23 protein-coding genes are annotated in these 26,634 nt (G+C 70.3%); 9 read left to right on the forward strand and 14 right to left on the reverse strand.

Features of this window, described 5'->3' with window-relative positions; all coding sequences use genetic code 11:
• Positions 1–121: 121 nt before the first annotated feature.
• The 7 genes from ACTWQR_RS22890 to ACTWQR_RS22920 all read right to left on the reverse strand — a co-directional run bounded on the left by ACTWQR_RS22890 (position 122) and on the right by ACTWQR_RS22920 (position 7,173).
• Positions 122–904 carry an ABC transporter ATP-binding protein gene (locus ACTWQR_RS22890; RefSeq protein ID WP_443228994.1) on the reverse strand — a complete coding sequence of 261 codons (783 nt, stop codon included), beginning with the start codon at positions 902–904 and terminating at the stop codon, positions 122–124.
• Complete coding sequence (locus ACTWQR_RS22895; RefSeq protein ID WP_443228995.1) at positions 897–1,826, reverse strand: ABC transporter permease; 930 nt, start codon at positions 1,824–1,826, stop codon at positions 897–899. Before ACTWQR_RS22895 ends, ACTWQR_RS22890 begins: the two co-directional genes overlap by 8 nt.
• A 105-nt stretch (positions 1,827–1,931) precedes the next feature.
• Positions 1,932–2,804, reverse strand: a complete 873-nt coding sequence (locus tag ACTWQR_RS22900; RefSeq protein ID WP_443229029.1) for a glycosyltransferase family 2 protein — start codon at positions 2,802–2,804, stop codon at positions 1,932–1,934.
• A gap of 8 nt (positions 2,805–2,812) precedes the next feature.
• Positions 2,813–3,598, reverse strand: a complete 786-nt coding sequence (locus ACTWQR_RS22905; protein ID WP_443228996.1) for a CDP-alcohol phosphatidyltransferase family protein — start codon at positions 3,596–3,598, stop codon at positions 2,813–2,815.
• A complete protein-coding gene (locus ACTWQR_RS22910) occupies positions 3,576–4,637 on the reverse strand; it encodes an iron-containing alcohol dehydrogenase family protein (protein ID WP_443228997.1) in 1,062 nt (353 codons plus the stop codon). The genes ACTWQR_RS22905 and ACTWQR_RS22910 overlap by 23 nt, the downstream gene beginning before the upstream one ends.
• On the reverse strand, positions 4,625–5,377 hold the full coding sequence (locus ACTWQR_RS22915) for a phosphocholine cytidylyltransferase family protein (RefSeq protein WP_443228998.1): 753 nt from the start codon (positions 5,375–5,377) through the stop codon (positions 4,625–4,627). Before ACTWQR_RS22915 ends, ACTWQR_RS22910 begins: the two co-directional genes overlap by 13 nt.
• Positions 5,374–7,173: a DUF5941 domain-containing protein gene (locus ACTWQR_RS22920; RefSeq protein WP_443229030.1), complete on the reverse strand. Its 1,800-nt coding sequence runs from the start codon at positions 7,171–7,173 to the stop codon at positions 5,374–5,376. Before ACTWQR_RS22920 ends, ACTWQR_RS22915 begins: the two co-directional genes overlap by 4 nt.
• Positions 7,174–7,467: 294 nt before the next feature.
• On the opposite strand from ACTWQR_RS22920, the gene galE reads away from it, so the two are divergent.
• From galE to idi, 3 genes are all read left to right on the forward strand, one after another.
• Complete coding sequence (galE, locus tag ACTWQR_RS22925) at positions 7,468–8,442, forward strand: UDP-glucose 4-epimerase GalE (protein ID WP_443228999.1); 975 nt, start codon at positions 7,468–7,470, stop codon at positions 8,440–8,442.
• A gap of 146 nt (positions 8,443–8,588) precedes the next feature.
• On the forward strand, positions 8,589–9,527 hold the full coding sequence (locus ACTWQR_RS22930; protein ID WP_443229000.1) for a cation diffusion facilitator family transporter: 939 nt from the start codon (positions 8,589–8,591) through the stop codon (positions 9,525–9,527).
• A gap of 347 nt (positions 9,528–9,874) precedes the next feature.
• Positions 9,875–10,468 (forward strand): isopentenyl-diphosphate Delta-isomerase, encoded by a 594-nt coding sequence (idi, locus tag ACTWQR_RS22935; RefSeq protein WP_443229001.1) that lies wholly within the window; start codon positions 9,875–9,877, stop codon positions 10,466–10,468.
• 147 nt (positions 10,469–10,615) lie between these two features.
• Here idi and ACTWQR_RS22940 read toward each other — a convergent pair whose 3' ends face one another.
• Complete coding sequence (locus ACTWQR_RS22940) at positions 10,616–11,122, reverse strand: ATP-binding protein (RefSeq protein WP_443229031.1); 507 nt, start codon at positions 11,120–11,122, stop codon at positions 10,616–10,618.
• A gap of 129 nt (positions 11,123–11,251) precedes the next feature.
• Positions 11,252–11,902, reverse strand: a complete 651-nt coding sequence (locus ACTWQR_RS22945; protein WP_443229002.1) for an HdeD family acid-resistance protein — start codon at positions 11,900–11,902, stop codon at positions 11,252–11,254.
• An 86-nt stretch (positions 11,903–11,988) separates the two neighbouring features.
• On the opposite strand from ACTWQR_RS22945, the gene ACTWQR_RS22950 reads away from it, so the two are divergent.
• The 5 genes from ACTWQR_RS22950 (at position 11,989) to ACTWQR_RS22970 (ending at position 17,417) form a co-directional block, all read left to right on the forward strand.
• The gene (locus ACTWQR_RS22950) at positions 11,989–12,786 is read left to right on the forward strand and encodes an enoyl-CoA hydratase/isomerase family protein (protein WP_443229003.1); all 798 of its coding nucleotides are present in this window, start codon (positions 11,989–11,991) and stop codon (positions 12,784–12,786) included.
• A gap of 82 nt (positions 12,787–12,868) precedes the next feature.
• Complete coding sequence (locus ACTWQR_RS22955; RefSeq protein ID WP_443229004.1) at positions 12,869–13,735, forward strand: SCO6745 family protein; 867 nt, start codon at positions 12,869–12,871, stop codon at positions 13,733–13,735.
• A gap of 166 nt (positions 13,736–13,901) precedes the next feature.
• The gene (locus ACTWQR_RS22960; RefSeq protein ID WP_443229005.1) at positions 13,902–14,045 is read left to right on the forward strand and encodes an LPFR motif small protein; all 144 of its coding nucleotides are present in this window, start codon (positions 13,902–13,904) and stop codon (positions 14,043–14,045) included.
• 154 nt (positions 14,046–14,199) lie between these two features.
• Complete coding sequence (locus ACTWQR_RS22965) at positions 14,200–16,620, forward strand: Tex family protein (protein ID WP_443229006.1); 2,421 nt, start codon at positions 14,200–14,202, stop codon at positions 16,618–16,620.
• Between the two features lie 227 nt (positions 16,621–16,847).
• Positions 16,848–17,417, forward strand: a complete 570-nt coding sequence (locus tag ACTWQR_RS22970; RefSeq protein WP_443229007.1) for a putative glycolipid-binding domain-containing protein — start codon at positions 16,848–16,850, stop codon at positions 17,415–17,417.
• A gap of 35 nt (positions 17,418–17,452) precedes the next feature.
• Here the strand turns inward: ACTWQR_RS22970 and ACTWQR_RS22975 are convergent, their stop codons facing one another.
• Both ACTWQR_RS22975 and ACTWQR_RS22980 read right to left on the reverse strand, forming a co-directional pair.
• The gene (locus tag ACTWQR_RS22975; RefSeq protein WP_443229008.1) at positions 17,453–19,093 is read right to left on the reverse strand and encodes an ABC-F family ATP-binding cassette domain-containing protein; all 1,641 of its coding nucleotides are present in this window, start codon (positions 19,091–19,093) and stop codon (positions 17,453–17,455) included.
• Between the two features lie 192 nt (positions 19,094–19,285).
• Positions 19,286–20,305 carry an oxidoreductase gene (locus ACTWQR_RS22980; RefSeq protein WP_443229009.1) on the reverse strand — a complete coding sequence of 340 codons (1,020 nt, stop codon included), beginning with the start codon at positions 20,303–20,305 and terminating at the stop codon, positions 19,286–19,288.
• 66 nt (positions 20,306–20,371) lie between these two features.
• Here ACTWQR_RS22980 and ACTWQR_RS22985 point away from each other — a divergent pair, with 66 nt between their 5' ends.
• Complete coding sequence (locus ACTWQR_RS22985; RefSeq protein ID WP_443229010.1) at positions 20,372–21,328, forward strand: FAD-dependent oxidoreductase; 957 nt, start codon at positions 20,372–20,374, stop codon at positions 21,326–21,328.
• Between the two features lie 129 nt (positions 21,329–21,457).
• Here the strand turns inward: ACTWQR_RS22985 and ACTWQR_RS22990 are convergent, their stop codons facing one another.
• From ACTWQR_RS22990 to ACTWQR_RS23000, 3 genes are all read right to left on the reverse strand, one after another.
• A complete protein-coding gene (locus ACTWQR_RS22990) occupies positions 21,458–23,167 on the reverse strand; it encodes a BCCT family transporter (RefSeq protein WP_443229011.1) in 1,710 nt (569 codons plus the stop codon).
• 88 nt (positions 23,168–23,255) lie between these two features.
• Positions 23,256–24,533, reverse strand: a complete 1,278-nt coding sequence (locus tag ACTWQR_RS22995; RefSeq protein ID WP_443229012.1) for a M14 family metallopeptidase — start codon at positions 24,531–24,533, stop codon at positions 23,256–23,258.
• Positions 24,533–26,494, reverse strand: coding sequence for a Xaa-Pro dipeptidyl-peptidase (locus tag ACTWQR_RS23000; RefSeq protein ID WP_443229013.1), 1,962 nt, complete (start codon positions 26,492–26,494; stop codon positions 24,533–24,535). The genes ACTWQR_RS22995 and ACTWQR_RS23000 overlap by 1 nt, the downstream gene beginning before the upstream one ends.
• Positions 26,495–26,634 lie beyond the last annotated feature (140 nt).

Raw genomic sequence — 26,634 nt, forward strand, 5'->3', positions numbered from 1 at the left:
GCACATCACAACAACACACCGATTGGCTTCAAGATTCCTAAGCACGCCCGGAGTTGGCGTTTCCTTTGCAGACGCAGGGCCCCGCCGAACCGTTCCGACGGGGCCCCGGGCGAATGTCGGGCTACTTGCCCGTGAACTTCTCGTACTCCTTGAGGACCTCGCCGGTCGGGCCGTCCATGCGCAGCTCACCGCGCTCCAGCCACAGGACGCGGTCGCAGGTGTCGCGGATCGACTTGTTGTTGTGACTGACGAGAAACACCGTGCCCGCGTCCTTGCGCAGCTCGCGGATGCGGGCCTCGGAGCGCTTCTGGAAGGAGCGGTCGCCGGTCGCCAGAGCCTCGTCGATCATCAGGACGTCGTGGTCCTTGGCGGCCGCGATCGAGAAGCGGAGCCGGGCGGCCATGCCGGAGGAGTAGGTGCGCATCGGGAGGGTGATGAAGTCGCCCTTCTCGTTGATGCCCGAGAAATCGACGATGTCCTCGTAGCGCTCCCGGATCTCCTCGCGGGACATACCCATCGCCAGTCCGCCGAGAATGACGTTCCGCTCGCCCGTGAGGTCGTTCATCAGAGCCGCGTTGACGCCGAGGAGCGAGGGCTGGCCGTCGGTGTAGACGTGGCCCTTCTCGGCGGGGAGCAGGCCCGCGATGGCGCGCAGCAGGGTGGACTTGCCGGAGCCGTTGGAGCCGATCAGTCCGATGGCCTCGCCCCGGTAGGCGGTGAAGGAGACGCCCCTGACGGCGTGCACCTTGCGCACGCCGCGCTCCTCGCCGCCGCGCTTCAGTATGCGGCTGAGGGCGGCGGTGGCGCTGCCCTTGCCGGTCTTGGCGCCGTTGACGCGGTAGACGATGTGCAGCTCGTCCGCGATGACGGTCGGGATCAGGTTCCCGGTGTTCTGCTCAGCCACGGCCGTAGCGCTCCTCAGCCTTCCAGAAGTACACGAAACCGCCGACGGCGACGAGGAGTGCCCAGGCACCGGCGACCGCCCAGACGTGCGGGGGCAGGTTCTCGGAGCCGTAGCCGTCGATCAGCGCGAAGCGCATCAGGTCCATGTAGATGGCGGCCGGGTTCCACTGGAGGACGTCGGCGATCCACTCGGGCCTGCCCTCGAGCATCACCGGGATGGAGAACATCACGCCGGACCCGTACATCCACGTACGCATCACGAACGGCATGAGCTGCGCGAGGTCAGGGGTCTTGGAACCCATCCGAGCCATGATCATCGCGAGGCCGGTGTTGAAGAGGAACTGCAGGGCCAGGACCGGGACGATCAACACCCAGGACAGCTTCGGATAGCTCCCGAATCCGACCGCCACGACGAACAGCACGATCATCGAGAACAGCAGCTGCTGGAGCTGCTGCAGTGAGAACGAGATGGGCAGCGAGGCGCGCGGGAAGTGCAGCGCCCGGACCAGGCCGAGGTTCCCGGAGATCGCACGTACGCCCGCCATCACCGAGCTCTGCGTGAAGGTGAAGACGAAGACACCCGTCACCAGGAACGGGATGTAGACCTCGCGGGGCATGCCACGGTCGGCGCCCAGGATCAGGCCGAAGATCAGGAAGTACACGAGCGCGTTCAGCAGCGGCGTGGCCACCTGCCACAGTTGGCCGAGTTTGGCCTGGCTGTACTGGGCGGTGAGCTTCGCCTGTGAGAAGGCGAGGATGAAGTGACGCCGTCCCCAGAGCTGGCGGACGTACTCGACGAGTCCGGGCCGGGCGCCGCTCACGGCAAGCCCGTACTTGGCGGCGAGGTTCGCCGCGGAGAGCCCTTCATCGGGCGACGGAGGGGCGCTCACCGCGACACCGCCGTCATGCGTTGTCTCACTCACAAGTGGAAACTTTCGTCTTCTTAAGTGCGCAGCCTGGTCGGGCATGGGCATAGGCATGGGCCAGGGACCGGAGTACGGCCCGAATGCTCTCAGATATCGAGCTTGTCAGATGACGGGAGGTCGGCCCAGTCTGGTCAGGCGCCACACCGTACGCCACTTCATGGGGCGCCGGGGGCCGCACGGGCTTGTCCAGCCCTCTTTGAAACCGCCGAACCAGGCCTTCAGGGCGGGGCGCGAGGGGCGGCGGGCGAGGGTCAGCAGCATCCACACGCCGAGGTACACGGGGACCAGGAGCACGGGCAGGTTGCGGCGGGCCAGCCAGACGCGGTTGCGGGCGACCATCCGGTGGTAGACCGCGTGCCGCGAGGGGGCGGTCGTGGGGTGGTACAGCACCATGTCCGAGCGGTAGTCGATCATCCAGCCCGCGTCGAGGGCACGCCAGGCGAGGTCGGTCTCCTCATGGGCGTAGAAGAACTCGTCCGGCAGTCCGCCGACTTCGGCCAACACCTTCGTACGGACGGCGTTGGCGCCGCCGAGGAAGGTGGTGACGCGGGAACTGCGCATCGGGTCGGCGGCGCGCAGGCGTGGCACGTGGCGTCGCTGGGTGATCCCGGTCTCCGGGTCGGCGATGCGGAAGCTGATGATGCCGAGTTCGGGGTCCGCCTCGAAGGCCTGGCGGCACAGTTCGGCGGTGTCGTGGTGGGCGAGCAGGCCGTCGTCGTCCAGGAAGAGGAGGATGTCGACGTCGGTGCCGCCGGGGCCGAACGCCTCGATGCCGACGTTGCGGCCGCCGGGTATGCCGAGGTTCTCCGGCAGCTCGACCGTGCGGATGCCCTCGGGGACGTCCGGTACGGGCGAGCCGTTGCCGACCACGACCACCTCGACCGAGTCGCCGTCCTGCTTGGCGACCGAGTCGAGGAGGGCGCGGAGTTCGTCGGGGCGGTTGCCCATGGTGATGATCACCGCGCCGACCTTCATGCCCGTGCTCACTTCAGCCTGCTCGACGCGAGGATGGACACGAGGTGCAGCAGGGTCTGCAGGATCGCGATGCCGGCCAGGACCGCGATGCCGAGGCGGGTCCAGAACAGGCCGTCGCCGACCGCCATGTCGAGGATCGCCACGAACAGGATGAAGAGGCTGGCCTCGACGCCGCCCACCAGACGGTGGAACTTGAGCGCGGCCGCGGCCTTACGGGCCAGGGCCACACCCGAGGAGCGGGGCGTGGCCGCCTCCTCCTTGACCGCGGGCAGACCGCTGCGGGCCCGCGCCACGTCGACCAGGTCCGTCTCGGCCTTGATCAGGATCGCGCCGAGCGCGGCGAGCGTGCCGAGGAAGGCCCACAGCCACTCGGGGCTCTCCGACCCGTCGAACAGGTCGGCGCCGCGCAGGCCGAAGCCGACGAGCAGGGCCGCCTCGGACAGGTAGTGGCCGACGCGGTCCAGGTAGACGCCCGTGATGGACGTCTGCTTGCGCCAGCGTGCGATCTCGCCGTCGACGCAGTCGAGCAGCAGGTACAGCTGGATGAGGACGGCACCGAGGAGCGCCCCGGCCAGGCCGGGCACGAGGAGTGCCGCGCCCGCCAGGACACCCGCGACGACCATCAGATACGTGAGCTGGTTGGGCGTGATCCTGGAGTTGGCCAGGTACGGGTCGATGTGCAGCGAGATCTCTCGCATGTACAGGCGTCCCGCCCAGTGCTCACCGCTGCGCCGGTCCTTGACCCCTTCGGGGTGAACGACGGGGCGGAGTTCAGCTACCGATGGCCTTGGCATAGTCGGCGTATGCGTCCTTGATCTGGTCGGTGGTCAGGTCGAGGTGTTCGAGGATCGTGTAGCGCCCGGGCCGGGTCTGCGGAGCGAACTCCACGACCTCGACGAACTCGTCCACCGTGAAGCCGATCTCCTCGGGCAGTACGGGCAGCCCGTGGCGGTGCAGCACCTCGGCCATGTACGCCGACTCCTCGCGCGCCCCGCGCAGGTGCATCGCGAAGGCCGCGCCCAGACCGCACTGCTCGCCGTGGCTGGCCGCGCGCTTGGGGAAGAGCAGGTCGAAGGCGTGGTTGATCTCGTGGCAGGCGCCGGACGCGGGGCGGGAGTCTCCCGCGACCGACATCGAGATGCCCGTGAGGACCAGGCCCTCGGCGAGCACCTGCAGGAAGCCGTCGTCGCCGACTCCGCCCGGGTGCCGCAGCACGGCCTCGCCGGCCTGGCGGGCCATCGCGGCGGCGAGACCGTCGATCTGCTCGCCCTTCTCGCGGTTGGCCAGCTCCCAGTCCGCGACGGCGGAGATGTTGGACAGGGCGTCGCCGATGCCGGAGCGCACGAAGCGGACCGGGGCCTCGCGGATCACGTCGAGGTCGATGACGACCGCGATCGGGTTCGGTACACCGTAGGAGCCGCGGCCCGCGTCGTTGTCGAGGGTCGCGACCGGCGAGCACAGACCGTCGTGCGAGAGGTTCGTGGCGACGGCGACCAGCGGGAGGCCGATGCGGGCCGCGGCGAACTTCGCGCAGTCGATGATCTTGCCGCCGCCGAGCCCCACGACGGCGTCGTAGTGCCCGGACTTCATGGCGTCCGCGAGCTTGATCGCGTCATCGAGGGTGCCGCCGCCGACCTCGTACCAGGTCGCGCCCGGCATCGCGGGAGCGAGCCGCTCGCGCAGCTTCGCCCCGGAACCGCCGCTGATCGCGACGGCCAGCTTGCCCGAGTGCGAGATGCGCTGGTCGGCGAGAACGGCCGCCAGGTCGTCCAGTGCCCCCGGACGGATGTCGACGACGACCGGCGAGGGGATGAGCCTCGTCAGTACTGGCACGCGATCACGCGTCCCTTGGCGAGGTCCTCGTGGTTGTCGATCTCGACCCAGTTGACGTCGCCGATGGGCGCGACGTCGATACGGAAGCCACGGTTCACGAGCTCCTGATAGCCGTGCTCGTAGAACTGCTGCGGGTCGGCCTCGAAGACCGTCTTCAGCGCGTCGGCGAGCTCGTCGGCGGCCTCGCCCTCGATGAGGGTGACGCCGATGTACTCACCGGTGGCCTCGGCCGGGTCCATCAGCTTGGTGATCTTCGTCATGCCGCCCTCCGGGCCGACGACGACCTTCATCTCCTCGTCGGCGAGGGACTTCACCGTGTCGAGGGCGAGGATGATCTTCTTGCCGTCGCCGCGGGCGGCGAGCAGGGTCTTCTCGACGGAGACCGGGTGCACGGTGTCGCCGTTGGCGAGGATCACCGAGTGCTTGATGGCGTCACGGCCGCACCACAGGGAGTAGGCGTTGTTCCACTCCTCGGCCTTGTCGTTGTCGATCAGGGTGATCTTCACGCCGTACTTGGCCTCGAGCGCCTCGCGGCGCTCGTACACGGCCTCCTTGCGGTAACCGACGATGATCGCGACCTCGGTCAGGCCGATCTCGGCGAAGTTGCCGAGGGTGAGGTCGAGCACGGTGATGCTGTCCTCGTTGCCTTCGGGTCCCACCGGCACCAGTGCCTTGGGCAGGGTGTCGGTATAGGGGCGCAGACGCCGTCCGGCGCCGGCCGCCAGCACGAGGCCGATCATGCGGGTTCTCCTTCATCGTGTACGGCGGGTGCGCCGAGTTTGTGCGCGGTCACCCAGAAGCGGATGCTCTCGACGAGCACCACCAGTGCCACGGCCACGGCGAGAGCCGTGAGCGCGAGCTTGAAATCTGTGGCGGCGAGCAGCGCGGCCAGAACGGTGACCAGCAGCGTCCTGCCTTCGTGCCCGCCGATCGCCCGCACCAGCCAGTGCGGCGGCACGCCGGCGTTGCCGCGGATGCGGTACACCGTGTCGTAGTGATGGTAGGCGACAGCCGCCACCAGCCCGAAAGCCGCGGGAAGGGCTCCGTTCACATCGGCTTTGGCCGCCAGCACCAGAACCGTGCCGTATTCGGCGGCGCGGAACAGCGGCGGAACCAGCCAGTCCAGGGCTCCCTTGAGGGGCCGCTGCAGGGCGACGGGCGACAGGAGTACGTAGCCGACGGCGCCCAGGACGGGCCACCAACTGCCGTACGGGGCAAGCCAGGCGGCCGTCACCACGAGGGCTCCGGCGACGAGGGCGAGGAGTTGGGCGGGGCCGCGGCTCGTGACTCCGCGAGTGACGCGGGTCAGGAACTCGGCGAGCGGGCCCGAGTCGGTGAGGTCGGCGAGCGCCTGGGCGGCGCGGTCGGTGCGCTGTGCCTTGCGGGTCAGCGAGCGCAGCACCCGGCCCGCCGTCGTGTACGTCGCCGCGAAGGCGCACCCGATGAGCAGCGCGTACAAGGTGATACGGGGCGTTGTGAGCGCCGTGAGCACGGCGATCATCGCCCAGCGTTCGCCGATGGGCAGGACGATCATCCGGCGTATCCAGACCGTCCAGCCGACGCTGTCGAGCTTGTCGGAGAGGGCGGCGGTGGGGCTGGTGTTGGCGGTGGCGTCGTGATTCGCCTCGTTGAAGGAGAAGTCGACGACGTGCCGGCAGGTCTGCAGGACCATCGCGCCGAGGGCCAGCGCCCATACGTCGTCACCGCCGCGGGCCGCTCCGAGGGCGAGGCCCGCGTAGTAGGCGTACTCCTTGGCGCGGTCGAAGGTCGCGTCGAGCCAGGCGCCGAGCGTCGAGTACTGCAGGGAGTAGCGGGCGAGCTGTCCGTCCGTGCAGTCGAGGACGAAGGAGAAGAGCAGGAGCAGACCGGCGGCGACGTAGCCGGCGCGGGTGCCGGTCGCCGCGCTGCCCGCCGCGATCAGCGCCGTGATCAGCGAGGCCGTGGTGACCTGGTTCGGGGTGAAGCCGCGGCGGGCGCACCAGCGGGCGAGGTAGCGGGAGTACGGGCTGATGCAGTAGGTCGTGAAGAAGCCGTCGCGGGACTTCACGGCTGTCCGCAGCCGGATCGCCTCGTCGTCCACCGTGGAGACGGCCTGCCGGGCCTCGTTGCGAGCTTGCGGGTCCCTCGGAACCTCGGCGACGAGGTCGCCGAGCTCGGGACGGTGCAGATCGGTGTCCAGCGCCTCCGCGACGCGGTCGGCGACGATGCCGACCACCACGGAACCGTTCGAGGCTTCACCGGAGGCGGTGCGCAGCGCGCGGGCCAGCGCCGGACGGGCCGCGGGCCGGGCGGTGACGGCGCCGGGGATCGCGGCGGCGTCGAAGCGGGGGTCGGTCAGGCCGAGCCGCAGTGCGTGGACGTGCCCCACGAAGCGGGTGTCGACGACGGCGACCCGCTGGTCCGCGGGCACGGCGGAGAGGAGCGTCTCGGCGTCGGCCGCGTCAGTGGCGACCCGCACGTCGAAGCCGAGCGACCGCAGATCGCCCTCGAGCGACGACCCGGGGACCGGCTGACCGGTGAGGATGGCGGTCGACAGACGAACTCACTCCCTGGGTCCCGACGCGTCCGCTGCGCCAGGCATGTGCGTGATGGGGGACGCCCCAGGCCGGGGCGGCCGGGCGGCGTGTCGGCAGAGGCTATCGGATGAATGGAAGCAGCCGTTCACCGGCCGTTCACGGCCCGATCAGCACGGTCTGAGTGCCGCGTCCGCCACGATCATCATCATGGATCCGGGCCCCGCGCCCCAAATCGCGGCCCCAGACCCACGCAATTCACGGCATCGCAGGAAGTCCGCTCTGCACCGGATCGGCCCGGCATAGGGTGAACCTCCATGACATGGCTGATCACAGGTGGAGCTGGATATATCGGGGCGCATGTGGCGCGCGCCATGGCCGACGCGGGAGAGCGCGTGATCGCGCTCGACGACCTCTCGGCCGGCGTCCCCGCGCGACTGCCGTCGGACATCCCTCTCATTCAGGGCTCATCGCTCGACGGCGATCTACTGAAGCGGACTTTCGCTGAACACACGGTGACGGGTGTGGTCCATCTCGCCGCGCGCAAGCAGGTCGGCGAGTCCGTGGCCCAGCCCACGCGCTACTACCAGGAGAACGTGGGCGGACTCGCCACGCTTCTCGACGCGGTCGCCGGCGCGGGCGTCCAGCGCTTCCTCTTCTCCTCGTCGGCGGCCGTGTACGGCAACCCGGATGTGGATCTCATCACGGAGGGCACTCCCTGCGCCCCGATGAGTCCGTACGGCGAGACGAAGCTCGCCGGTGAGTGGCTGGTGCGGGCCGCGGGCCGCGCCCACGGCATCGCGACCGTGTGCCTGCGCTACTTCAACGTGGCGGGCGCGGCCGCGCCCGAACTGGGGGACACCGGTGTCTTCAACGTGGTGCCGATGGTCTTCGACCGGCTCACCCGCGACGAGGCCCCACGGATCTTCGGCGACGACTATCCGACGCCGGACGGCACGTGCGTACGCGACTACATCCATGTCGCCGACCTCGCGGACGCGCATCTCGCGGCGGCCCGACGGCTCACCCCGGCGGGCGCCTCGGGCGACCTGACGGTGAACATCGGCCGCGGTGAGGGTGTTTCGGTACGGGAGCTCGTCACGCTCATCGGTGAGGTCACCGGCGACACACGTCCCGCGCTCGTCGAGCCGCGCCGTCCCGGTGACGCCCCGCGCGCGGTCGCTTCGGCCGCCCTGGCCGCCGAGGAGCTGGACTGGAGGGCGCGGCGCGGGTTGCGCGAGATGGTCGAGTCGGCCTGGCAGGGATGGCGGCTGGCGCACCACTCCGGATGATCTTGTCAGCGCTCTGACCTGCGGCTCGTTTCCGCAGGTCAGAGCATACGACAACGGTGTTCAGTACCGCGTTGCACATACCCCCCACCCGTAGTTCACTGGGGACCGCCGACAGGCTTCGGGCCGATATTCGAAGGGCGGTTCTCATGGGGGCTGGGCACGAGCACGGACAGGCGTACGCCGCGGCCGGCGGAGGTACGGCGGCAGCGGCGTACCGCGGGAGACTGCGCGTCGCGCTCTCCATCACGCTCACCGTCATGGTGGTCGAGGTCGTCGGCGGGATCGTCGCGGATTCACTCGCGCTCATCGCGGACGCGGCGCACATGGCTACGGACGCGCTCGGCCTCGGCATGGCGCTGCTCGCGATCCACTTCTCCAATCGCCCGCCGAGCGGGAGCCGCACATTCGGCTACGCGCGCGCCGAGATCCTCGCCGCGCTCGCCAACTGTCTGCTGCTGCTCGGGGTCGGCGGATACATTTTGTACGAGGCCGTCCAGCGCTTCGTGCTGCCGACGGAGACCGAGGGCGGGCTGACCATCGCCTTCGGCCTGTTCGGCCTGGTCGCGAACATGGTCTCGCTCGCGCTGCTCACGCGCGGGCAGAAGGACAGCCTGAACGTGCGCGGCGCGTTCCTGGAGGTCCTCGCCGACACGCTGGGCTCGCTGGCCGTACTGGTCTCCGCCGTCCTCGTCCTGGCCACCGGCTGGACCGCCGCCGACCCGATCGCCTCGATCGTCATCGGCCTGATGATCGTGCCGCGTACGTGGAAACTGCTACGGGAGACCCTGAACGTTCTCCTGGAGGCGGCGCCCAGGGACGTCAACATGGTGAAGGTGCGGTCGCACATACGTGCCCTGCCGGATGTCGAGGGCGTGCACGATCTGCACGCCTGGACGATCACCTCGGGGCTGCCGGTCCTCTCCGCGCATGTGGTCGTGGACTCCGAGGCGCTGAACGCCATCGGCCACGAGAGGATGCTGCACGAGTTGCGGAGGTGCCTCGGCGATCACTTCGACGTGGAGCACTGCACCTTTCAGCTGGAGCCGGGCGGTCACGCGGAGCACGAGGCGAGGCTCTGCCATTGAGGCCTCCCCGGCGGTGAGCCCGTGTGAGCCGGGGTACGCGCGGTGGCGGAGGCGGTACGCGGGCGTGTGGAGCGGTTCCGAGGACGCGGCGTAGCTACTTCGGGCTACGGCATCCGGCCCGGTTTCCGGTGTCGGACGAGGCGGCGACTGACCTGTATTGGACGGTTCCACGCCGGTACGTGCGGGCACGATCAGGTGTCCGGCCGCTTTCGGCGTCCGATCGGTGTTGGCCGTGATGTCCGGTTCGGCCGCGCGGCGGAACCGGACATGCGGGACGCCGCGTGGTGCCGGGAGTGCCGGTTTCGTACGGCAGACTTGAGGCTTGAAGACCGATGCGAAGGATGGGTATGCCGATCACACCTGCCACCGCGACGCACAGCTCGTCGAACGGCACCGCCGAAGCCATCTTGCTGGAACTGGTCGATGAGGACGGCACCACGATCGGCACGGCCGAGAAGCTCACAGCCCACCAGCCGCCCGGGCAGTTGCACCGGGCGTTCTCCGTTTTCCTGTTCGACGAGCGGGGCCGGCTGCTGCTCCAGCAGCGGGCGCTGGGCAAGTACCACTCCCCCGGTGTCTGGTCCAACACGTGCTGCGGCCACCCGTACCCCGGTGAGGCGCCCTTCGCGGCGGCCGCGCGGCGGACGTACGAGGAGCTCGGTGTGTCGCCCTCGCTGCTCGCCGAGGCGGGCACGGTTCGCTACAACCACCCGGACCCGGAGTCCGGGCTGGTGGAGCAGGAGTTCAACCACCTCTTCGTCGGGATGGTGCAGTCGCCGTTGCGGCCGGATCCGGAGGAGGTCGGTACGACGGCTTACGTGAGCGCGGACGAGCTGGCGGAGCGGCATGTCAAGGACCCGTTCTCGGCGTGGTTCATGACCGTGCTGGACGCGGCCCGGCCGGCGGTCAGGGAGCTGACGGGCACGGCCGCGGGCTGGTAGCGGAGCGAACGCTCCGCGGGGGGCCGTGGGTAGACCGCGGGTCGGCCGTGGCTGGTCCCGCCCACGATGCGCCCCCGCTCGTGGGGTCCCCCCGCCCGATCGAAGCCGGAGTGGGGGGACGCCGCACAAATCACCGGTCCCGTGCCTCTACGGGGCCCTGAGTTTGAGTGGCAAGGCCGACCAGATCACCTTGCCGCCGCTCGCCGTGTGCTCTACGTCGCAGACCCCGCCCGCCTCCTTCGTGATCTCGCTCACCAGGAGGAGGCCTCGGCCGCCGGTCTGGCCGTGATCGGCCTCCAGGGCGGTCGGGCGATAGGGGTGGTTGTCCTCGACGGAGACCCGCACCCACTCGGCTCCGACCGCGACCTCCACAGCGAGCATCGGAGAGAGCAGTGCCGCGTGCCGGACCGCGTTGGTGACCAGTTCGGAGACGATCAGCAGCAGGCCCTGGATCAGGTCGTCCGAGACGGGTACGCCCTGGCGGGCCAGCAGGTCACGGACGGCGTGCCGCGCCTGTGGCACCGAGGCGTCGACGGCGGGAGCGGTGAACCGCCAGACCCCCTCGTACGGCAGCGGGCCGGGCGGTCCTCCGTCAGGGAGCACGTCCCCGTCGCCTTCAGGACGTGGGCCGGACCCCCGCCCATGGTCGTCCATCGTCCGGTCGCCACCCTTGCGCTCGATTGTCACCACACGTCGAGTGTTGGTAACGCGCTGGTCCGTACCGAATGACTGAACAGAAGTCAGCGCCTATCGACGATTTCTGTTCGCCGACGCATGACACCGTTAGTCGTGAGACTGCTCCTGTCCGTCTTGTGCCGAATCCGGAACTCTTCGGGTTGTACTGGTTTGGTCCGAGACGAGACGGACGACGCGTCGGCCGCCGAACCCGGTCGCCACCAGGCCCAGCCCGTCGAAGAGCAGGGCGAGCGAGAAGAAGCCGCCGATGACGTACCTGCTGCTCGGCCACGACGCGAGCACGAGGATGCCGAGGAACAGGCCGAAGGCGCCCTGCACGAGGGTCCAGCCGAACTGGGAGCCGCGTACCACCAGGCTGCCGACCAGCCGGACGACGCCGCCGGTCAGGAACAGCAGCGCGGCGACCATGGTCAGCGCCTCGGCGGCCGCCTCGGGCCTGCGGATGATCACCACGCCGGCCGCGAGGTTCAGGGCCGCGACCACGGCACCGAGCCAGAAGAAGTGGGAGTCGCGCGCCAGGACCGCGTGCAGCAGGCCGACAGCGCCGCCGATCAGCAGGAGCCAGCCGAACAGCAGCATCGAGGTCAGCGTGGCGAGGCCGGCGTAGACGAGGCCGACAAGCCCCGCCAGCACGAGGACCACGCCGAGCGCGGCGAGCCACCCGAAGCTGCGGCTGAGCTTGGCGCTCCGGCTGCTGCCCCTGGGCTCGAAGGTCGACTTGAGCCTGCGCCTGGACATCAGCACCTCCTCGGGCCTGCCCCGCTTCTCCTGGCGCCCGCCCCTTCTTGATCGTACGTTCGAGGGGTGCGGATAGCATCCGACACATGGAGCCGCAGCTGCTGCACAGCGTCGACGACGGGGTCGCCACCGTCGTCATCCACCATCCGGCCAAGCGCAACGCCATGACGGCGGACATGTGGCGAGCGCTGCCGCCCCTGCTCGACGCACTGGCCGCCGACGCCGCCGTACGGGTGCTCGTGCTCACCGGCGAGGGCGGGACCTTCTGTGCCGGGGCCGACATCTCCTCGCTGCGGGGCTCGTCCGGGGAGGCGCAGGGGCTGGCCGTGCGGGCGGAGGAGGCGCTGGCCGCGTTTCCCAAGCCGACCCTCGCGGCCGTACGCGGCTACTGCGTGGGCGGCGGGTGCCAGCTCGCGGCGGCGTGCGATCTGCGGTTCGCGGACGAGGAAGCGTCGTTCGGGGTCACTCCGGCGAAGCTGGGGATCGTATATGCGGCATCGTCCACACGGCGGTTGGTGTCCCTCGTGGGTCCCGCCACCTCCAAGTACCTGCTGTTCTCGGGCGAGTTGATCGACGCTGAGCGTGCGCTGCGTACCGGGTTGGTGGATGAGGTGCTGTCCGGCGGTGAACTCGACAAGCGGGTCGCGGAGTTCACGCGGGTGCTCGCGGTGCGTTCGCAGTTGACGCAGGCGGCGGCCAAGGAGTTCGCGAACGGGCGCACGGACCGGGACGCGTACTGGACCGAGCAGGCGCGCGACGGCGGCGACACCGCGGAAGGGGTCGCCGCCTTCCTGGAGCGCCGACAGCCCGACTTCACCTGGACCACGTCGGCGGCTGCGACCCCCTTCATTTCCACTTCTACGTCCACGTCTACGTCAGGTTGAAGGGGCCCCTTTCCGGCCGTGGCCGCTTCTGATCGATGCCCTGGCATTCCCAGCGTACCGACCAGTCGGTAACGTGCGGGGCATGACCACAGCCCTGCCGGAGCGCGCCGGACGCCGATGTCACAACGTGCTCAACCCGTTGCACTCGACCCACTACTTCTCGCCGGACCTCGGCGAACAGCTGGCCGGGGTCGGCGTCACGGACCGCGACGCCGCGTACTTCGCCGTGCGGGCCGCCGCCATGGGGGCGGTGGGCGCGGGCACGGTGACGGCGACCTTCTACAACTTCCGCCACGAGCTGGTGGCGCGGCACGTGCCCGAGGTGTGGCGGACCGCGTCTCCGTCGGTCGTCCTCGCGGCACGCGCGCGTGCCGTCGACGCGACGCTCCGGCGGCTGCTCGGTGACGAGGCGATCGGGTCCAAGGAGGTCGCGGAGGCGGCGGAGCTCGCGCTGCGCGCGGCCGAGGCATGCACCCGGGCCACGCGCCCCCTGTACGCGGCACACGCCGATCTGCCCGTCCCGGACCAGCCGCACCTGGCGCTCTGGCATGCGGCCACTCTGCTGCGCGAGCACCGCGGGGACGGGCATCTCACGGTGCTGCTCGGCGCGGAACTCGACCCGGTGGAGGCGCTCGTGAGCCACACCGCGACCGGCAAGGGCATGGCGCCGAAGTGGGTCCTCGCCACGCGCGGCTGGACCCGCGACGACTGGGACGCGGCGGCCGGCCGGCTCCGGGAGCGTGGGCTGCTGGACGCCGAGGGCGAGTTGACGGAGGCAGGTGTAGCCCTGCGCAAGGAGGTCGAGTCGCAGACGGACCGCCTCGACCGGGCTCCGTACGAGCACCTGGGGGCCGCGGGCGTCGAGCGCCTCAGGGAGCTGGCGACGGGGCTGCTCATGACGGCGTTCGCCGCGGGAGCGTTCCCCGAGGGCATGACCGGCAAGGGCTGAGCGGGCCGCTCCCGGCGGACCGGCGCGCGACGTCAGACGGCCCCATCAGGGCCGGACTGGTGGCATGTCCGGCATTCGGCGTATACCGGGCCGGGATTCGAACCCCGGCCCCGAGGTACCCGTACGTCGCCCGGCCGTCCAGGCCGGTAGACGAAAGGGGAAGCACGTGTTCCGTGCGATCGCAGACGTGTTGCGTCAGATCGGCGCGGCCGTCGCCACCGTGGTGACGCTGCCGTTCCGGGCCCTGGCCCGGCTGTTCGGCGGCGCCTCGGCGTCGACGCGGCGCGGCGGGCGGGCCCGCCGGGTCTGACCCGCGACCGCCCCCGGAGCCGGGCGCGCCGAGGGCGTGCCCGGCTCCCCTCGTGTCCGGCCGCCCGACACCTGTTGGCCGCCCTGATCCCCCGTTGTCGGTGCCACCTGCCACAATTGCCGCGCAACCTCAGTGAAGAAGGCGGTACGGGATCGTGACGACACCCCTCGTAGGGTCCATCGAAGGCAGGATCGCGGAGGAGCTCGGCGTACGGGAGCGGCAGGTCAAGGCCGCCGTCGACTTGCTCGACGGCGGTTCGACGGTGCCCTTCATCGCCCGCTACCGCAAGGAAGCGACCGAGATGCTCGACGACGCGCAGCTGCGCACGCTCGAGGAGCGGCTGCGCTATCTGCGGGAGCTGGAGGAGCGGCGGACCGCGATCCTCGACTCGGTGCGCGAGCAGGGCAAGCTCACCGAAGAGCTGGAGACGCAGATCCGCGGCGCCGAGACCAAGGCGCGGCTCGAGGACATCTATCTGCCGTTCAAGCCGAAGCGGCGGACCAAGGCGCAGATCGCCCGCGAGGCGGGGCTCGAACCGCTCGCCGAGGGACTGCTCGGCGACCCGTCCGTCGACCCGATCGCCGCGGCCACGGCCTTCGTCGACGCCGACAAGGGCGTCGCCGACCCGCAGGCCGCGCTGGACGGCGCCCGGGCGATCCTGACCGAGCGGTTCTCGGAGGACGCCGACCTGATCGGCGAGCTGCGCGAGCGCATGTGGGTGCGCGGGCGCCTGGCCGCCAAGGTGAAGGACGGCAAGGAGGAGGCCGGCGCCAAGTTCGCCGACTACTTCGACTTCGCCGAGCCCTTCAAGGAGCTGCCCTCGCACCGCGTCCTCGCCCTGCTGCGCGGCGAGAAGGAAGATGTCCTGGACCTCGTCCTGGAGCCGGAGGAGCCCACCGAGGGGCCCTCCTCGTACGAGGGAATCGTCGCCCATCGCTTCGGCATCGCCGACCGGGGCCGCCCCGCCGACAAGTGGCTGACGGACACGGTCCGCTGGGCCTGGCGCACCCGCCTCCTCGTGCACCTGGGCATCGACATGCGGCTGCGGCTGCGGACGGCCGCCGAGGACGAGGCGGTCAACGTCTTCGCGTCGAACCTGCGCGACCTGCTGCTCGCCGCCCCGGCGGGCACGCGCGCGACGCTGGGGCTGGACCCCGGGTTCCGTACGGGTGTGAAGGTGGCCGTGGTCGACGCCACCGGCAAGGTCGTCGCGACGGACGTGATCTACCCGCACGTCCCGCAGAACAAGTGGGACGAGGCGCTGGCCAAGCTCGCCCGGCTCGCCAAGGAGCACGCGGTCGAGCTGGTCTCCATCGGCAACGGCACGGCGTCCCGCGAGACGGACAAACTCGCCGGTGAACTCATCGCCAAGCACCCGGAGTTGAACCTCACCAAGGTGATGGTGTCCGAGGCCGGGGCGTCCGTGTACTCGGCGTCGGCGTTCGCCTCGCAGGAGCTGCCCGGCATGGACGTGTCGCTGCGCGGTGCCGTCTCCATCGCCCGCCGCCTCCAGGACCCGCTCGCCGAGCTGGTGAAGATCGACCCGAAGTCGATCGGCGTCGGGCAGTACCAGCACGACCTGTCCGAGGTGAAGCTCTCGCGCTCCCTCGACGCGGTCGTGGAGGACTGTGTGAACGGTGTCGGCGTGGACGTGAACACGGCGTCGGCGCCCCTGCTCTCCCGGGTGTCCGGCATCACCTCCGGACTCGCCGAGAACATCGTGGCGCACCGCGACTCGAACGGGCCCTTCAAGTCCCGGACGGCGCTGAAGAGCGTGGCGCGGCTCGGGCCCAAGGCGTACGAGCAGTGCGCGGGCTTCCTGCGGATCCGGGGCGGGGACGACCCGCTGGACGCGTCCAGCGTGCACCCGGAGGCGTATCCGGTGGTGCGGCGCATGGTGAAGACGGCGGGCAGTGAGGTCACGTCACTGGTCGGCAACACGGCGGTGCTGCGTTCGCTGAGGCCGGACGACTTCGTGGACGAGACATTCGGTCTGCCGACGGTGACGGACATCCTGAGGGAGCTGGAAAAGCCGGGGCGCGACCCGCGGCCCGCCTTCAAGACGGCCACCTTCAAGGAGGGCGTGGAGAAGATCTCCGACCTGGCCTCCGGGATGGTGCTGGAAGGGGTCGTCACGAATGTGGCCGCCTTCGGTGCCTTCGTGGACGTCGGCGTTCACCAGGACGGTCTCGTGCACGTCTCCGCGATGTCCAAGACGTTCGTCAAGGACCCGCGGGACGTGGTGAAGTCCGGGGACATCGTCAAGGTGAAGGTGCTGGACATCGACATTCCGCGGAAGCGGATCTCGCTGACGCTGCGGCTGGACGACGAGGCGGCTCCGCCGGATCAGCAGGGCGGGGGTGAGCGCCCCCAGCGCGGGGGACGGCCGCCGCAGCAGCGTCAGGCACGTGGCGGTGCGGGAGCGCGCGGCGGTGCGGGAGGTGGCGGTGCCGGGGCGCGCGGCGGTGCGGGAGGTGGCGGTTCGCGGCAGGCTGCGCCGCCGCCCGCCAATAGCGCGATGGCTGACGCGCTGCGGCGTGCGGGGCTTGTGGACCCGAAGAAGGGCAGGCGTTGAACTGCGGGTAGTTCGTGGCTGGTCGCTCCCCCACTCTCGGCTTCTCCCCCACTCTCGACTTCGCTTGAGCGGAGAGACCCCCATGAGCGGGTGGGACCCCATGAGCGGGAGGGGGACCCCATCGCAGCAGAGCCGCATGTGTCAGAGCCCCGCGCCTCTTACGGGGCACCGCGCGAGCCCGGACTTTCTGACGCGCGGAAGGTTCGGGCCGCTCCTAAAGTGACCGCATGGCCACCTCGCGCGTCATCACCTGGGAAGTCACACCGAGCAAGGGGTACGAGACCGCTTGGCTCGTGCTCGCCGACGGCACGTTGCAGGCGCATGGACGTGCCGTCGGGACGACCCCGGAGCCCTACTGGCTCTCGTACACACTCGACGTCGCCGAGGGCTTCGTGACCCGTCGGCTGTGTGTGACGGTCGAGATGGCCTCGATCACCCACGCTCTTGACCTGCGGCACGACGGCGAAGGCCGCTGGACCACCGACGGGGAACGGCTGCCCGACGTCGACGGCGCCCTCGACTGCGACCTCGGCCTGTGCCCGCTCACGAACACCATGCCCGTGCTGCGCCACGGGCTCCATCTGGCCCCCGGCCAGCGGGAGTTCCTGATGGCCTGGGTGTCCGTGCCGGACCTGACCGTGCACGGGTCACGGCAGACGTACACGCATCTCGCACGGAGCGACGACGGCGGACGCGTCAGCTACGCCTCAGGAGACTTCCGCAGCGACCTGGAGTTCGACGCGGACGGGTGCGTCGTCGACTACCCCGGCCTGGCGCGGCGCCTGGCCACCACCTAGGTCAGCGTCCCTGAGTTGGCGTCCCTGGGCCGGCCTCAGCGTTCCGTCACCTTCCCCGCCGCCACCTCCACACGCCGCGTGGTGCGGACGGCGTCGAGCATCCGGCGGTCGTGGGTCACCAGCAGGAGCGTGCCCTCGTACGAGTCGAGTGCCGACTCCAGTTGCTCGATGGCCGGCAGGTCGAGGTGGTTCGTCGGCTCGTCGAGGACGAGGAGGTTGACGCCGCGGCCCTGGAGGAGCGCCAGCGCCGAGCGGGTGCGTTCGCCCGGGGAGAGCGTCGCGGCCGGGCGCATGACATGGTGGGCCTTGAGGCCGAACTTGGCCAGCAGCGTGCGGACCTCGGCGGGCTCGGTGTCGGGGACGGCCGCGCAGAACGCGTCGAGCAGCGCCTCCGGACCGTGGAACAGTTTGCGGGCCTGGTCGACCTCGCCGACGATCACGCCGGAGCCGAGCGTGGCGTGGCCGGCGTCCAGGGAGACCCGGCCCAGCAGGGCACCGAGCAGCGTCGACTTGCCCGCGCCGTTCGCGCCGGTGACGGCCACCCGGTCCGCCCAGTCGATCTGGAGCGTGGCCGGTCCGAAGGTGAAGTCGCCCCGCCGGACCTCGGCGTCCCGGAGGGTGGCGACCACGGCACCGGAGCGTGGCGCGGCCGCGATCTCCATGCGCAGTTCCCATTCCTTGCGCGGCTCGTCGACGGTGTCGAGCCGCTCGATCATGCGCTGGGTCTGCCGGGCCTTCGCGGCCTGCTTCTCGCTGGCCTCGCTGCGGAACTTGCGGCCGATCTTGTCATTGTCGTTGCTCGCCTTGCGCCGGGCGTTCTTGACGCCCTTGTCCATCCAGGAGCGCTGCATCTGGGCGCGTCCTTCGAGCGCGGCCCGCTTGTCGGCGTACTCCTCGAAGTCCTCGCGGGCGTGCCGGCGGGCCACGTCCCGCTCCTCCAGGTAGGCCTCGTATCCGCCGCCGTACAGGGTGATCTGCTGCTGCGCCAGGTCGAGTTCGAGGACCTTGGTGACCGTGCGCGTGAGGAACTCGCGGTCGTGGCTGACGACGACCGTGCCCGCGCGCAGGCCGGAGACGAACCGTTCCAGGCGCTCCAGGCCGTCGAGGTCGAGGTCGTTGGTCGGCTCGTCGAGCAGGAACACGTCGTAGCGCGAGAGGAGGAGTGAGGCGAGTCCGGCGCGGGCGGCCTGGCCGCCGGACAGGGACGTCATCAGCTGGTCGAGGCCCACGCCGAGTCCGAGCGAGTCGGCGACCTCCTCGGCCCGATCGTCGAGGTCGGCGCCGCCGAGCCCGAGCCACCGCTCCAGGCTGTCCGCGTACGCGTCGTCCGAGCCCGGCACCCCGTCGACCAGCGCCTGCGTGGCCTCGTCCATCACGCGCTGGGCCTCGGCGACACCCGTGCGGCGCGCCAGGAAGTCCCGTACGGTCTCGCCTGGCCGCCGTTCCGGCTCCTGCGGCAGGTGCCCGACGGTCGCGGCCGGCGGGGAGAGCCGCAGCTCGCCCTCTTCGGGCTTGAGCAGCCCGGCGAACATCCGCAGCAGCGTGGACTTGCCCGCGCCGTTGGCACCGACGAGACCGATCACGTCGCCGGGCGCGACGACGAGGTCGAGCCCGGAGAAGAGCGAGCGGTCGCCGTGGCCGGCGGCGAGATTCTTGGCGACGAGAGTGGCAGTCATAAGGGGCTGATCCTAATCGCCAGTCCCGCGGGCGAGCGCCCGGTTTAGCGCGCCAACCGGCCCCGTCAGGGGCGCGGGGCTGTGTCAATGTGCGGCTCCGCCGCGTGGGCGCGACCAGCCCACCACAACCCGCACTCGCCCACGAACTCAGCCCACCACCCCCGTAGGAGGCGCCCGCCCACCCACCGGAGGTCACCGCGCCATCGCCTCCACCAGCACACCCCCCGAGGTCCGCGCCACGATGAAGGACTCACCCTTCGTGGCCTTGGTGTCCAGCGGGAGCCGGTGGCGGCCCGCTTCCAGAACGCCGTCGAATACCTCGTACATGTGCGTGCGGTACAGGCGGTCAAGGCGGTACGCGGTCAGCTGGACCCGGCAGGTGGAGGTGACCTCGACGCCCGCCTCGCCGTCGGCTGCGACCAGCCGGGTCAGTCGGCGCTGTTCCTGAGGGCTGCGGTCCAGGGCGTGTTCTATCTGGGCGACCAGGAGCGGGATGATCGGGGCCATGCCCTCGACGTACGCCACGTCGACGCCGGCGCGGTCGAAGGACTGCCGTACGACGGCACGTTCCTGCTCGGTGACGGCGCGGCCGAAGGCGACGGCGCCGTAGGTGCGCAGTTCGTCGGCGGGGACGTCGGCGGCGTCGCGGGTGATCTCGGCGCCTATGCCGATGATGCGCAGGGCGGCGGCGAGCTTGGCCAGGACGGCGGCGCGGGCGCCGATGAGCAGGACGCGGCGGCGTTCGCCCGCTGAGCCGGTGAGCAGCGAGCTCAGGGCGGTGCGGTACTCGTCGCCGCGGAAGCGGAACGGGCCGATGCCGTGATAGCCGTTCCGCTCCAGATCCGCGTGTTGGTCGGTCTGCCAGGCGAAGTCGCGCCACACGAAGTCGTCGCCATGCCGTTCGATCATGGCGGTCACGGCACCGCAGGCGAGGTCCTCGCACTCCGGGCAGCCGTAGATGACGTACCGGCCGCCCTCCAGCGGGGCGTCGGCTTCGAGCAGCAGACTGCGCACCTGTGCGGTGAAGATCGCGGGCGGTACGTCGGAGGCGAGGGGGGACACGGCGTCGAGGTCGGAGAGCTCGTACAGCAGCGGGCGTCCGTCGACAATGAAGTCCACGAAATCCCGGTGCGCTTGGTAGTCACCATTGGCCAGGACGCCACCGGCACGCATCGCCGGTGCCAGGCCGAAGGTCGCGTACTCGGCAGACATGCTGTGAGTATCCCCAGAGTGGGGGTGTTCTGAGCACGGCATGACATATTCCGCTAGCGTCGCCGGGTGGCGAGGGTTCAGAGCAGTGATGTGATCGTGGTCGGCAGCGGCGTTATCGGGCTGACGGCGGCCGTCGTTCTGGCCGAGAGCGGCAGGTACGTACGGGTCTGGGCGCGCGAGCCCGCGGAGGCGACGACCTCGGCGGTCGCCGGCGCGCTGTGGTGGCCGTACCACATCGAACCGGAGGCACTCGCCGGCGAGTGGGCCCTGCGGTCACTCAGCGTGTACAAGGAGTTGGCGGCGCGGCCCGAGGAGACGGGCGTACGCATGGTCGAGGGCGTACTGGGTGAGTCGCGGCTGGACGCGCAGGGCCCGTGGGTCGCCGGAGTGCCGGGGCTGCGGGCGGCGACGGCCGAGGAGTACGCGGGGACGGGGCTGTGGGCGCGGCTGCCGCTGATCGACATGCCGGTGCATCTGCGGTGGCTGCGCGAGCGGTTCCTGCGGGCGGGCGGGACGATCGAGGCGCGGACCGTGGCGGATCTGGCGGAGGCCGAGGCGCCGGTCGTCGTCAACTGCACGGGGCTCGGCGCCCGCGAACTCGTGCCGGATCCGGCGGTGCGGCCCGTACGCGGACAGCTCGTGATCGTGGCGAACCCCGGCATCCGCACCTGGCTCGTCTCGACCGACCCGGTCGCCGGGACCACCACGTACCTCTTTCCGCAACCGGACCGGCTGGTCCTGGGCGGCACGGCCGACGAGGACGACTGGTCGCTGACGCCTGATCCGGCGGTTGCCGCGCGGATCGTGGAACGGTGCGCGGCGCTGCGTCCCGAGGTCGCCGGGGCGCGCGTGCTCGATCACCGGGTGGGGCTTCGGCCGGCCCGGGACACGGTTCGGCTGGAGCGCGAACTCCGGCCCGACGGACGGGTGTTGGTGCACAACTACGGGCACGGCGGTGCGGGTGTGACCGTGGCGTGGGGCTGTGCGCTGGAGGCGGCGGGGCTGGCCGAGGGCCCCGCCTAGCGCCCCGCGGGAAGGGCGGTTCGTTGGCTGCGGGCCGTCTGTGGCTGGTCGCGCAGTTCCCCGCGCCCCTTAAAGCAGTTCCCCGCGCCCCTTAAAAGGGGCGCGGGTACCGGACTTCGTCGAGACCGTTCAAGCGTGGTCGTGTCCGAGCGGGTCGCCCTCGGTTTCCGTGCCGGCCCCCGGGCCGACCTTGATCTCGAAGTCGCCTGCGTACTGCTTGTGTCCCTCGATCACGGCGAGTCCGACGGCCTCGGAGCCCATTTCGCGGCGCACGATGACCGGGTCACTGCGCAGGTCGCGCATGAGGGCGACGCACATGCCGATCATCACGAGGGCGAATGGGGCCGCGGCCAGGATCGTGAGGTTCCGCAGACCGGTGAGCGCGTCGGCCTTGCCGCTGCCGATGAGCAGCATGATTGCGGCGACGCCTCCGGTCACCACGCCCCAGAACACCACGACGAAGCGGCCGGGTTCGAGGGCGCCCTTCTGGGAGAGCGTGCCCATCACGATGGACGCGGCGTCGGCTCCCGAGACGAAGAAGATGCCGACGAGGATCATCACGAGCAGGCTGGTGGCGGTCGCGATGGGGAACTCGTGCAGAACCCCGAAGAGTTGACCCTCGGGGGTCGTCTCACCGCGCAGCTGTCCGCCCTCCGCCAGCTTCATCGACGCACCGCCGAAGACCGCGAACCAGATCAGGCTGACGGTGCTGGGCACGAGGATGACGCCGCCGACGAACTGACGGATGGTGCGGCCGCGGCTGATGCGGGCGATGAACATTCCGACGAACGGCGTCCAGGAGATCCACCACGCCCAGTAGAAGACGGTCCAGCTGGCCAGCCAGGCCGCGACGCCCTCTCCGCCGCTGGCATCGGTGCGGCCGGCGAGCTGGGGCAGGTCACCGAGGAAGGAGAAGATCGAGGTGGGCAGCAGGTCGAGGATGATGATCGTCGGTCCCGCGACGAAGACGAACAGGGCGAGCGCCAGCGCCAGGACCATGTTGATGTTCGACAGCCACTGGATGCCCCTTTCGATGCCCGAGACGGCGGAGGCGACGAAGGCCAGCGTCAGCACGGCGATGATGGCGACGAGCAGGCCGGTGCTGACGTCGTCCATCCAGTCCAGCTCCTGGAATCCGGAGCCGATCTGGAGCGCGCCCAGGCCGAGTGAGGCCGCGGAGCCGAAGACGGTGGCGATGATCGCGAGGATGTCGATCGCGCGGCCGGCGCCGCCGTTGGCGTGCTTCTCGCCGATGAGCGGGGTGAAGACCGCGCTGATGGTCTGGCGTCGGCGTTTGCGGAAGGTGCTGTAGGCGATGGCGAGGCCGACCACCGCGTAGATCGCCCAGGGGTGCAGCGACCAGTGGAAGAGGGTGGTGGCCATCGACGTCTCCATGCGCTCGGCGGAGTCGGCGGGGCTGGTACCCGGTGGAGGGGTCGTGTAGTGCGAGAGCGGCTCACTCACGCCGTAGAACATCAGGCCGATGCCCATGCCGGCGCTGAACATCATCGCGACCCAGGACACGGTGCGGAACTCGGGCGCCTCGTCCTCCGCGCCGAGGCGGATCGCACCGTAGCGGCTGACCGCGAGCCACAACGCGAAGACCACGAAGGCGGAGGCGGCCAGGATGAAGGCCCAACCACCGTTGTGGATCAGGCTTTCGAGCATGTCCCCGGAGGCGCTCTCCAGCGAGTCGGTCCCGAACGCTCCCCATATCACGAAGGCGACGGTGATGGCGGCTGTCACGCCGAACACCACCCGGTCGGTCGAGTGGTCGGGGGCGTCGGGAATCTCCGACGGCTCTTCCCGGCCTCCTCGCTTCCTCAAGTCCTCTGTCATCGGCGGCACCTTCCCCTGAAAGCCGTGTTCATGCTGCTTTCTCGTTACGACCTAGGACCTACCACAGGCGCCGCCGATCACACTTGTCTCAGCAGCCGGTGTCGGGCTCCCCGATCGTGAGGTGGTAGGGCGCACGTTCATCGAGCAGCAGCGGGACGAGGGCGCGCAGGGACTGGCGCAGCGGGACGTACGTGCCCTCGGCGTCCTGCCTCACCTTGATTCCGTGCAGGGCGAGTTCGTCCTTGAGGTCCGCGTACTGCGCGGCGGTGAGCCGGTAGGCGCAGGGCGGGTCCTGGATGGTCTCGGACGGTTCGGCCGGGTCGTTGTCGGCGCCGCCGACGTAGACCGGGCCGCTGTCCCGGTAGCCGGCCAGCCGCGCCGCCGTCGTGGCCGTCTCGATCCGGGTGCGCCGCTCGCCCGTGAAGTCGAACAGCCCATCCAGTGCGGCCAGTTGGGAGTGGACGCGGCGTCGGCTGTTGAGCGCCTCGTCGGCCTGCTCGGCGTCCGTGAGCGGGTCGACGCGGCTCTCGATGAGCAGTCCGACGCCGTGCTTGACGCCGGACATGTTCCGCAGGATCCGCTCCTGACCGTCGCCCGCGACCTGCCGGATCGGATCGCCGGTCACGGGGTCGGTCCAGATGCCGTACGTCCCTGTCGAGTACCCCGCTCCCTCGGCAGCGGGCCGCACGTACGCCGACGACAGGCTCCGCGCCTCGTCGTGCACGGCCGCGTCGGTGTTGAGGTTGCGCGGCCAGAGGTCGAAGAGGTCCTTGTCGTAGTACTGGGGCGTGGCCCCGTACTCGTGCAGGTCGTAGACCACGTCGGGCTTGCGGTCGCGGACGACGGCGGCCATGGCACGTGCCTCGGCCGTCTGGAGTGCGAGGTGGTCGCGGTTGATGTCGACGCCGTCGCTGTTGCCGCGGGTGTCGGCGGCCCGGCCGTCCGGGTTGGCGGTGGGCACGACGAGCAGTGTGGTGCGGTCGAGGAACGTCCGGGTGCGGGCGTCCTTCGCGTACGCGAGGTCGCGGACGGTGGTGAGGCAGGCCTCGCGCCCGGACGGTTCGTCGCCGTGCTGGCTGCACACGAGCAGCACGGTGTTGGCCGCGTACCGGTTGCCGATGCTGACGAGTTGGAGGGGGCGGTCCTGCTTGGTGGTGCCGATCCGGGCGATCGACACCCGGCCGCTCGCCTTGTCGACGGCGGTGAGGAAGTCCTGTTCCTCGGGCTGGCTGGTCCAGCGCGCTCCGTCGGTCTGCTCGAATCCGGTGCGCGGCGGGGACGCGGCCGCGTGGGCGGGCGCCGTCAGGAAGGGTGCGGTGAGCACCGCGGCCGACAGGGCGAGGGCTTCGATCTGGCGGGGCGTCATCAGTTGCTGCCTCCGGGGACGCGGTACGGGGTACGGGGCTCGGCGACTCCGTCGAGGGTGGCCTCGGGCGTGATGTACGAGGAGCCCGAGGTGGCTCGGGCGAAGGCGGCGGCGCCTCCGACGAGCGGCACGCGGGCCGACGTACGGGAGAGGTCGAGCGTCAGCGTGGGCGTACTCGACGGCGGGTCGATGAGGTCCTTGTCGGTGCCGGCGACGATCAGCGCGAGGCGGTGGCCCGCCGGGACGACGTGGTCGCTCGCGTGCAGGTCGAGGGTGATGGCGTACGGCTTGCCGGGGGTGAGCGGGACGCCCTTGAGGTCCGAGGTGTAGTTGCCGAGGTCGGCCCAACCGCGGCTGAACACCGTGTAGTCGACGTCCGCCGTCTTGGCCCGCGTCTCCTTGTAGCAGGAGCTGTCGCCCGAGGTGCTCGGGCCCCAGCAGGTGCGGTCGGTGAGCGTGGTGATGCCCTCGCCGGAGGTGGCGTAGTCGCGGATGGTGTCGGGGCCGAGGTCGACGAGGACCGCGGACAGGTGGGCGGTCGAGGTGCTCGGCGTGGCGGTGACGGTCACCTTGGAGGAGCCGGACAGGCGGACGTCGCGCGTGAGCGGCTTGGTGATGAATCCGGCCTTGCTCACGGTGGACTGGTCGATCTGTGCTGCCCAGTCGGTCTCGTCCTGCCCTGGGTCATCGGTGAACGTCTCGGTGCCCGATCCGGTACGCAGTCCGAGCGTGCCGACGCCCGCCTGCTCGCCCTTGCCGGGGCGCAGGCTCACGGTGTCCGTGGCGCGCGGCGGCCAGACGCTCGACGTGGCCCACTGGTCGGGGGCGCGCTCGATGTCGGCCATGGGCTCGTCGTCGACGCCGTTGTCGTAGCCGAGGAGTTCGTGGTCGAACCAGCGGTGCAGGGTGTCGACCCACTCGGCGCGGCGGAAGTCGAAGGGGTCGACGTGGCCGGTCCCCGACAGCCAGACCTTGCGCTCGACGCCGTTCTTGGCGAGGGCGTCCCACCACTGGCCGAAGTGCTTGGGGCGGACGTTGAGGTCCTGCATGCCGTGGATGGCGAAGACGCTCGCCTCGACCTTGGGGACGTCCTTCACGTAGTCGCGCTCGGTCCACAGCTTCGTCCAGTCGCCGGTGCGCGGGGCCTCGTCGATCAGGCGCCGCTGGACGGCGGCACACTTGGCGCGCGCGGCGGGGCTCTCGACGTAGTTCGACAGCCAGTCGGGGCCGGAGTCGTAGAGCGGGGCGCCCTTGGCGAAGTAGTAGTCGTACCAGGAGGAGATGGCGGCGATCGGGACGATCGTCTCCAGGCCTTCGACTCCCGTGGCGGCGACGCCGTTCGCAACCGTGCCGTCGTAACTCTTGCCGATCATGCCGGTCTTGCCGTTGGTCCAGCCCGCCTGGGCTTTCATGCTCCCGGTCCGGGAGGTGTAGCCCTTGGCCCGGCCGTTCAGCCAGTCGACGACTGCCTTCGCGGACTGGATGTCGGAGCGGCCGCCGACGTCCACACAGCCGTCGGAGCGGTTGGTTCCGGCGAGGTCGACGCCGACGAAGGCGTAACCGCGCGGCACGAAGTAGTTGTCGTAGAACAGCGGCATCTGGACAACGTTGCCGCTCGCGTCGTACGTCTTCAGCTGGCTCTCGTTGCCGCGTCCGCAGCAGGAGTAGTACGGGCTGGCATCCATGATCACGGGTACCTTGCGGCCCCGCTGGGCGGGTTCGCGCGGCCGGACTATGTCGACGGCGACGCGGTCGTTCTTGCCGTCGCTGTCGCCGTCGAGTCCGGTGTCCACCCATACGGATTCGCGGATGGCGTTCTCGTACGAGTAGACGGGACTGCTCTCCCGCGGCGCGCTGTGGGCGGCAGCCGGGGCGAGGAGGGTGGCCATCAGGGCGGCGGTGGCCGCCGTCGCGAGCGATCTCCAGGTGATGAGGCGCATGTAGCGCGCACGTGTCGGCATGCGCGGAAGGTACTCCGGTCAACTCCTGTGCAAAAGAGGGCCTGTTGGGGTTGCGGGGGTTTGGGCGGAGGTGTGTCCCGCAAGGTGCGTGGGGCTTGGTCACTCATGTCGGCCGAATGGTGATCGTGTGGCAGCAGCGG

The organism is Streptomyces sp. 2A115 (assembly GCF_052245575.1).
Taxonomy (GTDB): domain Bacteria; phylum Actinomycetota; class Actinomycetes; order Streptomycetales; family Streptomycetaceae; genus Streptomyces.

Coding starts and splice junctions, on each gene's coding strand:
- ACTWQR_RS22900 (WP_443229029.1), bottom strand. CDS start 2,804: ATGAAGGTCGGCGCGGTGATCATCACCATGGGCAACCGCCCCGACGAA.
- ACTWQR_RS22905 (WP_443228996.1), bottom strand. CDS start 3,598: ATGCCAAGGCCATCGGTAGCTGAACTCCGCCCCGTCGTTCACCCCGAA.
- ACTWQR_RS22915 (WP_443228998.1), bottom strand. CDS start 5,377: ATGATCGGCCTCGTGCTGGCGGCCGGCGCCGGACGGCGTCTGCGCCCC.
- galE (WP_443228999.1), top strand. CDS start 7,468: ATGACATGGCTGATCACAGGTGGAGCTGGATATATCGGGGCGCATGTG.
- ACTWQR_RS22930 (WP_443229000.1), top strand. CDS start 8,589: ATGGGGGCTGGGCACGAGCACGGACAGGCGTACGCCGCGGCCGGCGGA.
- idi (WP_443229001.1), top strand. CDS start 9,875: ATGCCGATCACACCTGCCACCGCGACGCACAGCTCGTCGAACGGCACC.
- ACTWQR_RS22940 (WP_443229031.1), bottom strand. CDS start 11,122: ATGGACGACCATGGGCGGGGGTCCGGCCCACGTCCTGAAGGCGACGGG.
- ACTWQR_RS22945 (WP_443229002.1), bottom strand. CDS start 11,902: ATGTCCAGGCGCAGGCTCAAGTCGACCTTCGAGCCCAGGGGCAGCAGC.
- ACTWQR_RS22950 (WP_443229003.1), top strand. CDS start 11,989: ATGGAGCCGCAGCTGCTGCACAGCGTCGACGACGGGGTCGCCACCGTC.
- ACTWQR_RS22955 (WP_443229004.1), top strand. CDS start 12,869: ATGACCACAGCCCTGCCGGAGCGCGCCGGACGCCGATGTCACAACGTG.
- ACTWQR_RS22970 (WP_443229007.1), top strand. CDS start 16,848: ATGGCCACCTCGCGCGTCATCACCTGGGAAGTCACACCGAGCAAGGGG.
- ACTWQR_RS22975 (WP_443229008.1), bottom strand. CDS start 19,093: ATGACTGCCACTCTCGTCGCCAAGAATCTCGCCGCCGGCCACGGCGAC.
- ACTWQR_RS22980 (WP_443229009.1), bottom strand. CDS start 20,305: ATGTCTGCCGAGTACGCGACCTTCGGCCTGGCACCGGCGATGCGTGCC.
- ACTWQR_RS22990 (WP_443229011.1), bottom strand. CDS start 23,167: ATGACAGAGGACTTGAGGAAGCGAGGAGGCCGGGAAGAGCCGTCGGAG.
- ACTWQR_RS22995 (WP_443229012.1), bottom strand. CDS start 24,533: ATGACGCCCCGCCAGATCGAAGCCCTCGCCCTGTCGGCCGCGGTGCTC.
- ACTWQR_RS23000 (WP_443229013.1), bottom strand. CDS start 26,494: ATGCCGACACGTGCGCGCTACATGCGCCTCATCACCTGGAGATCGCTC.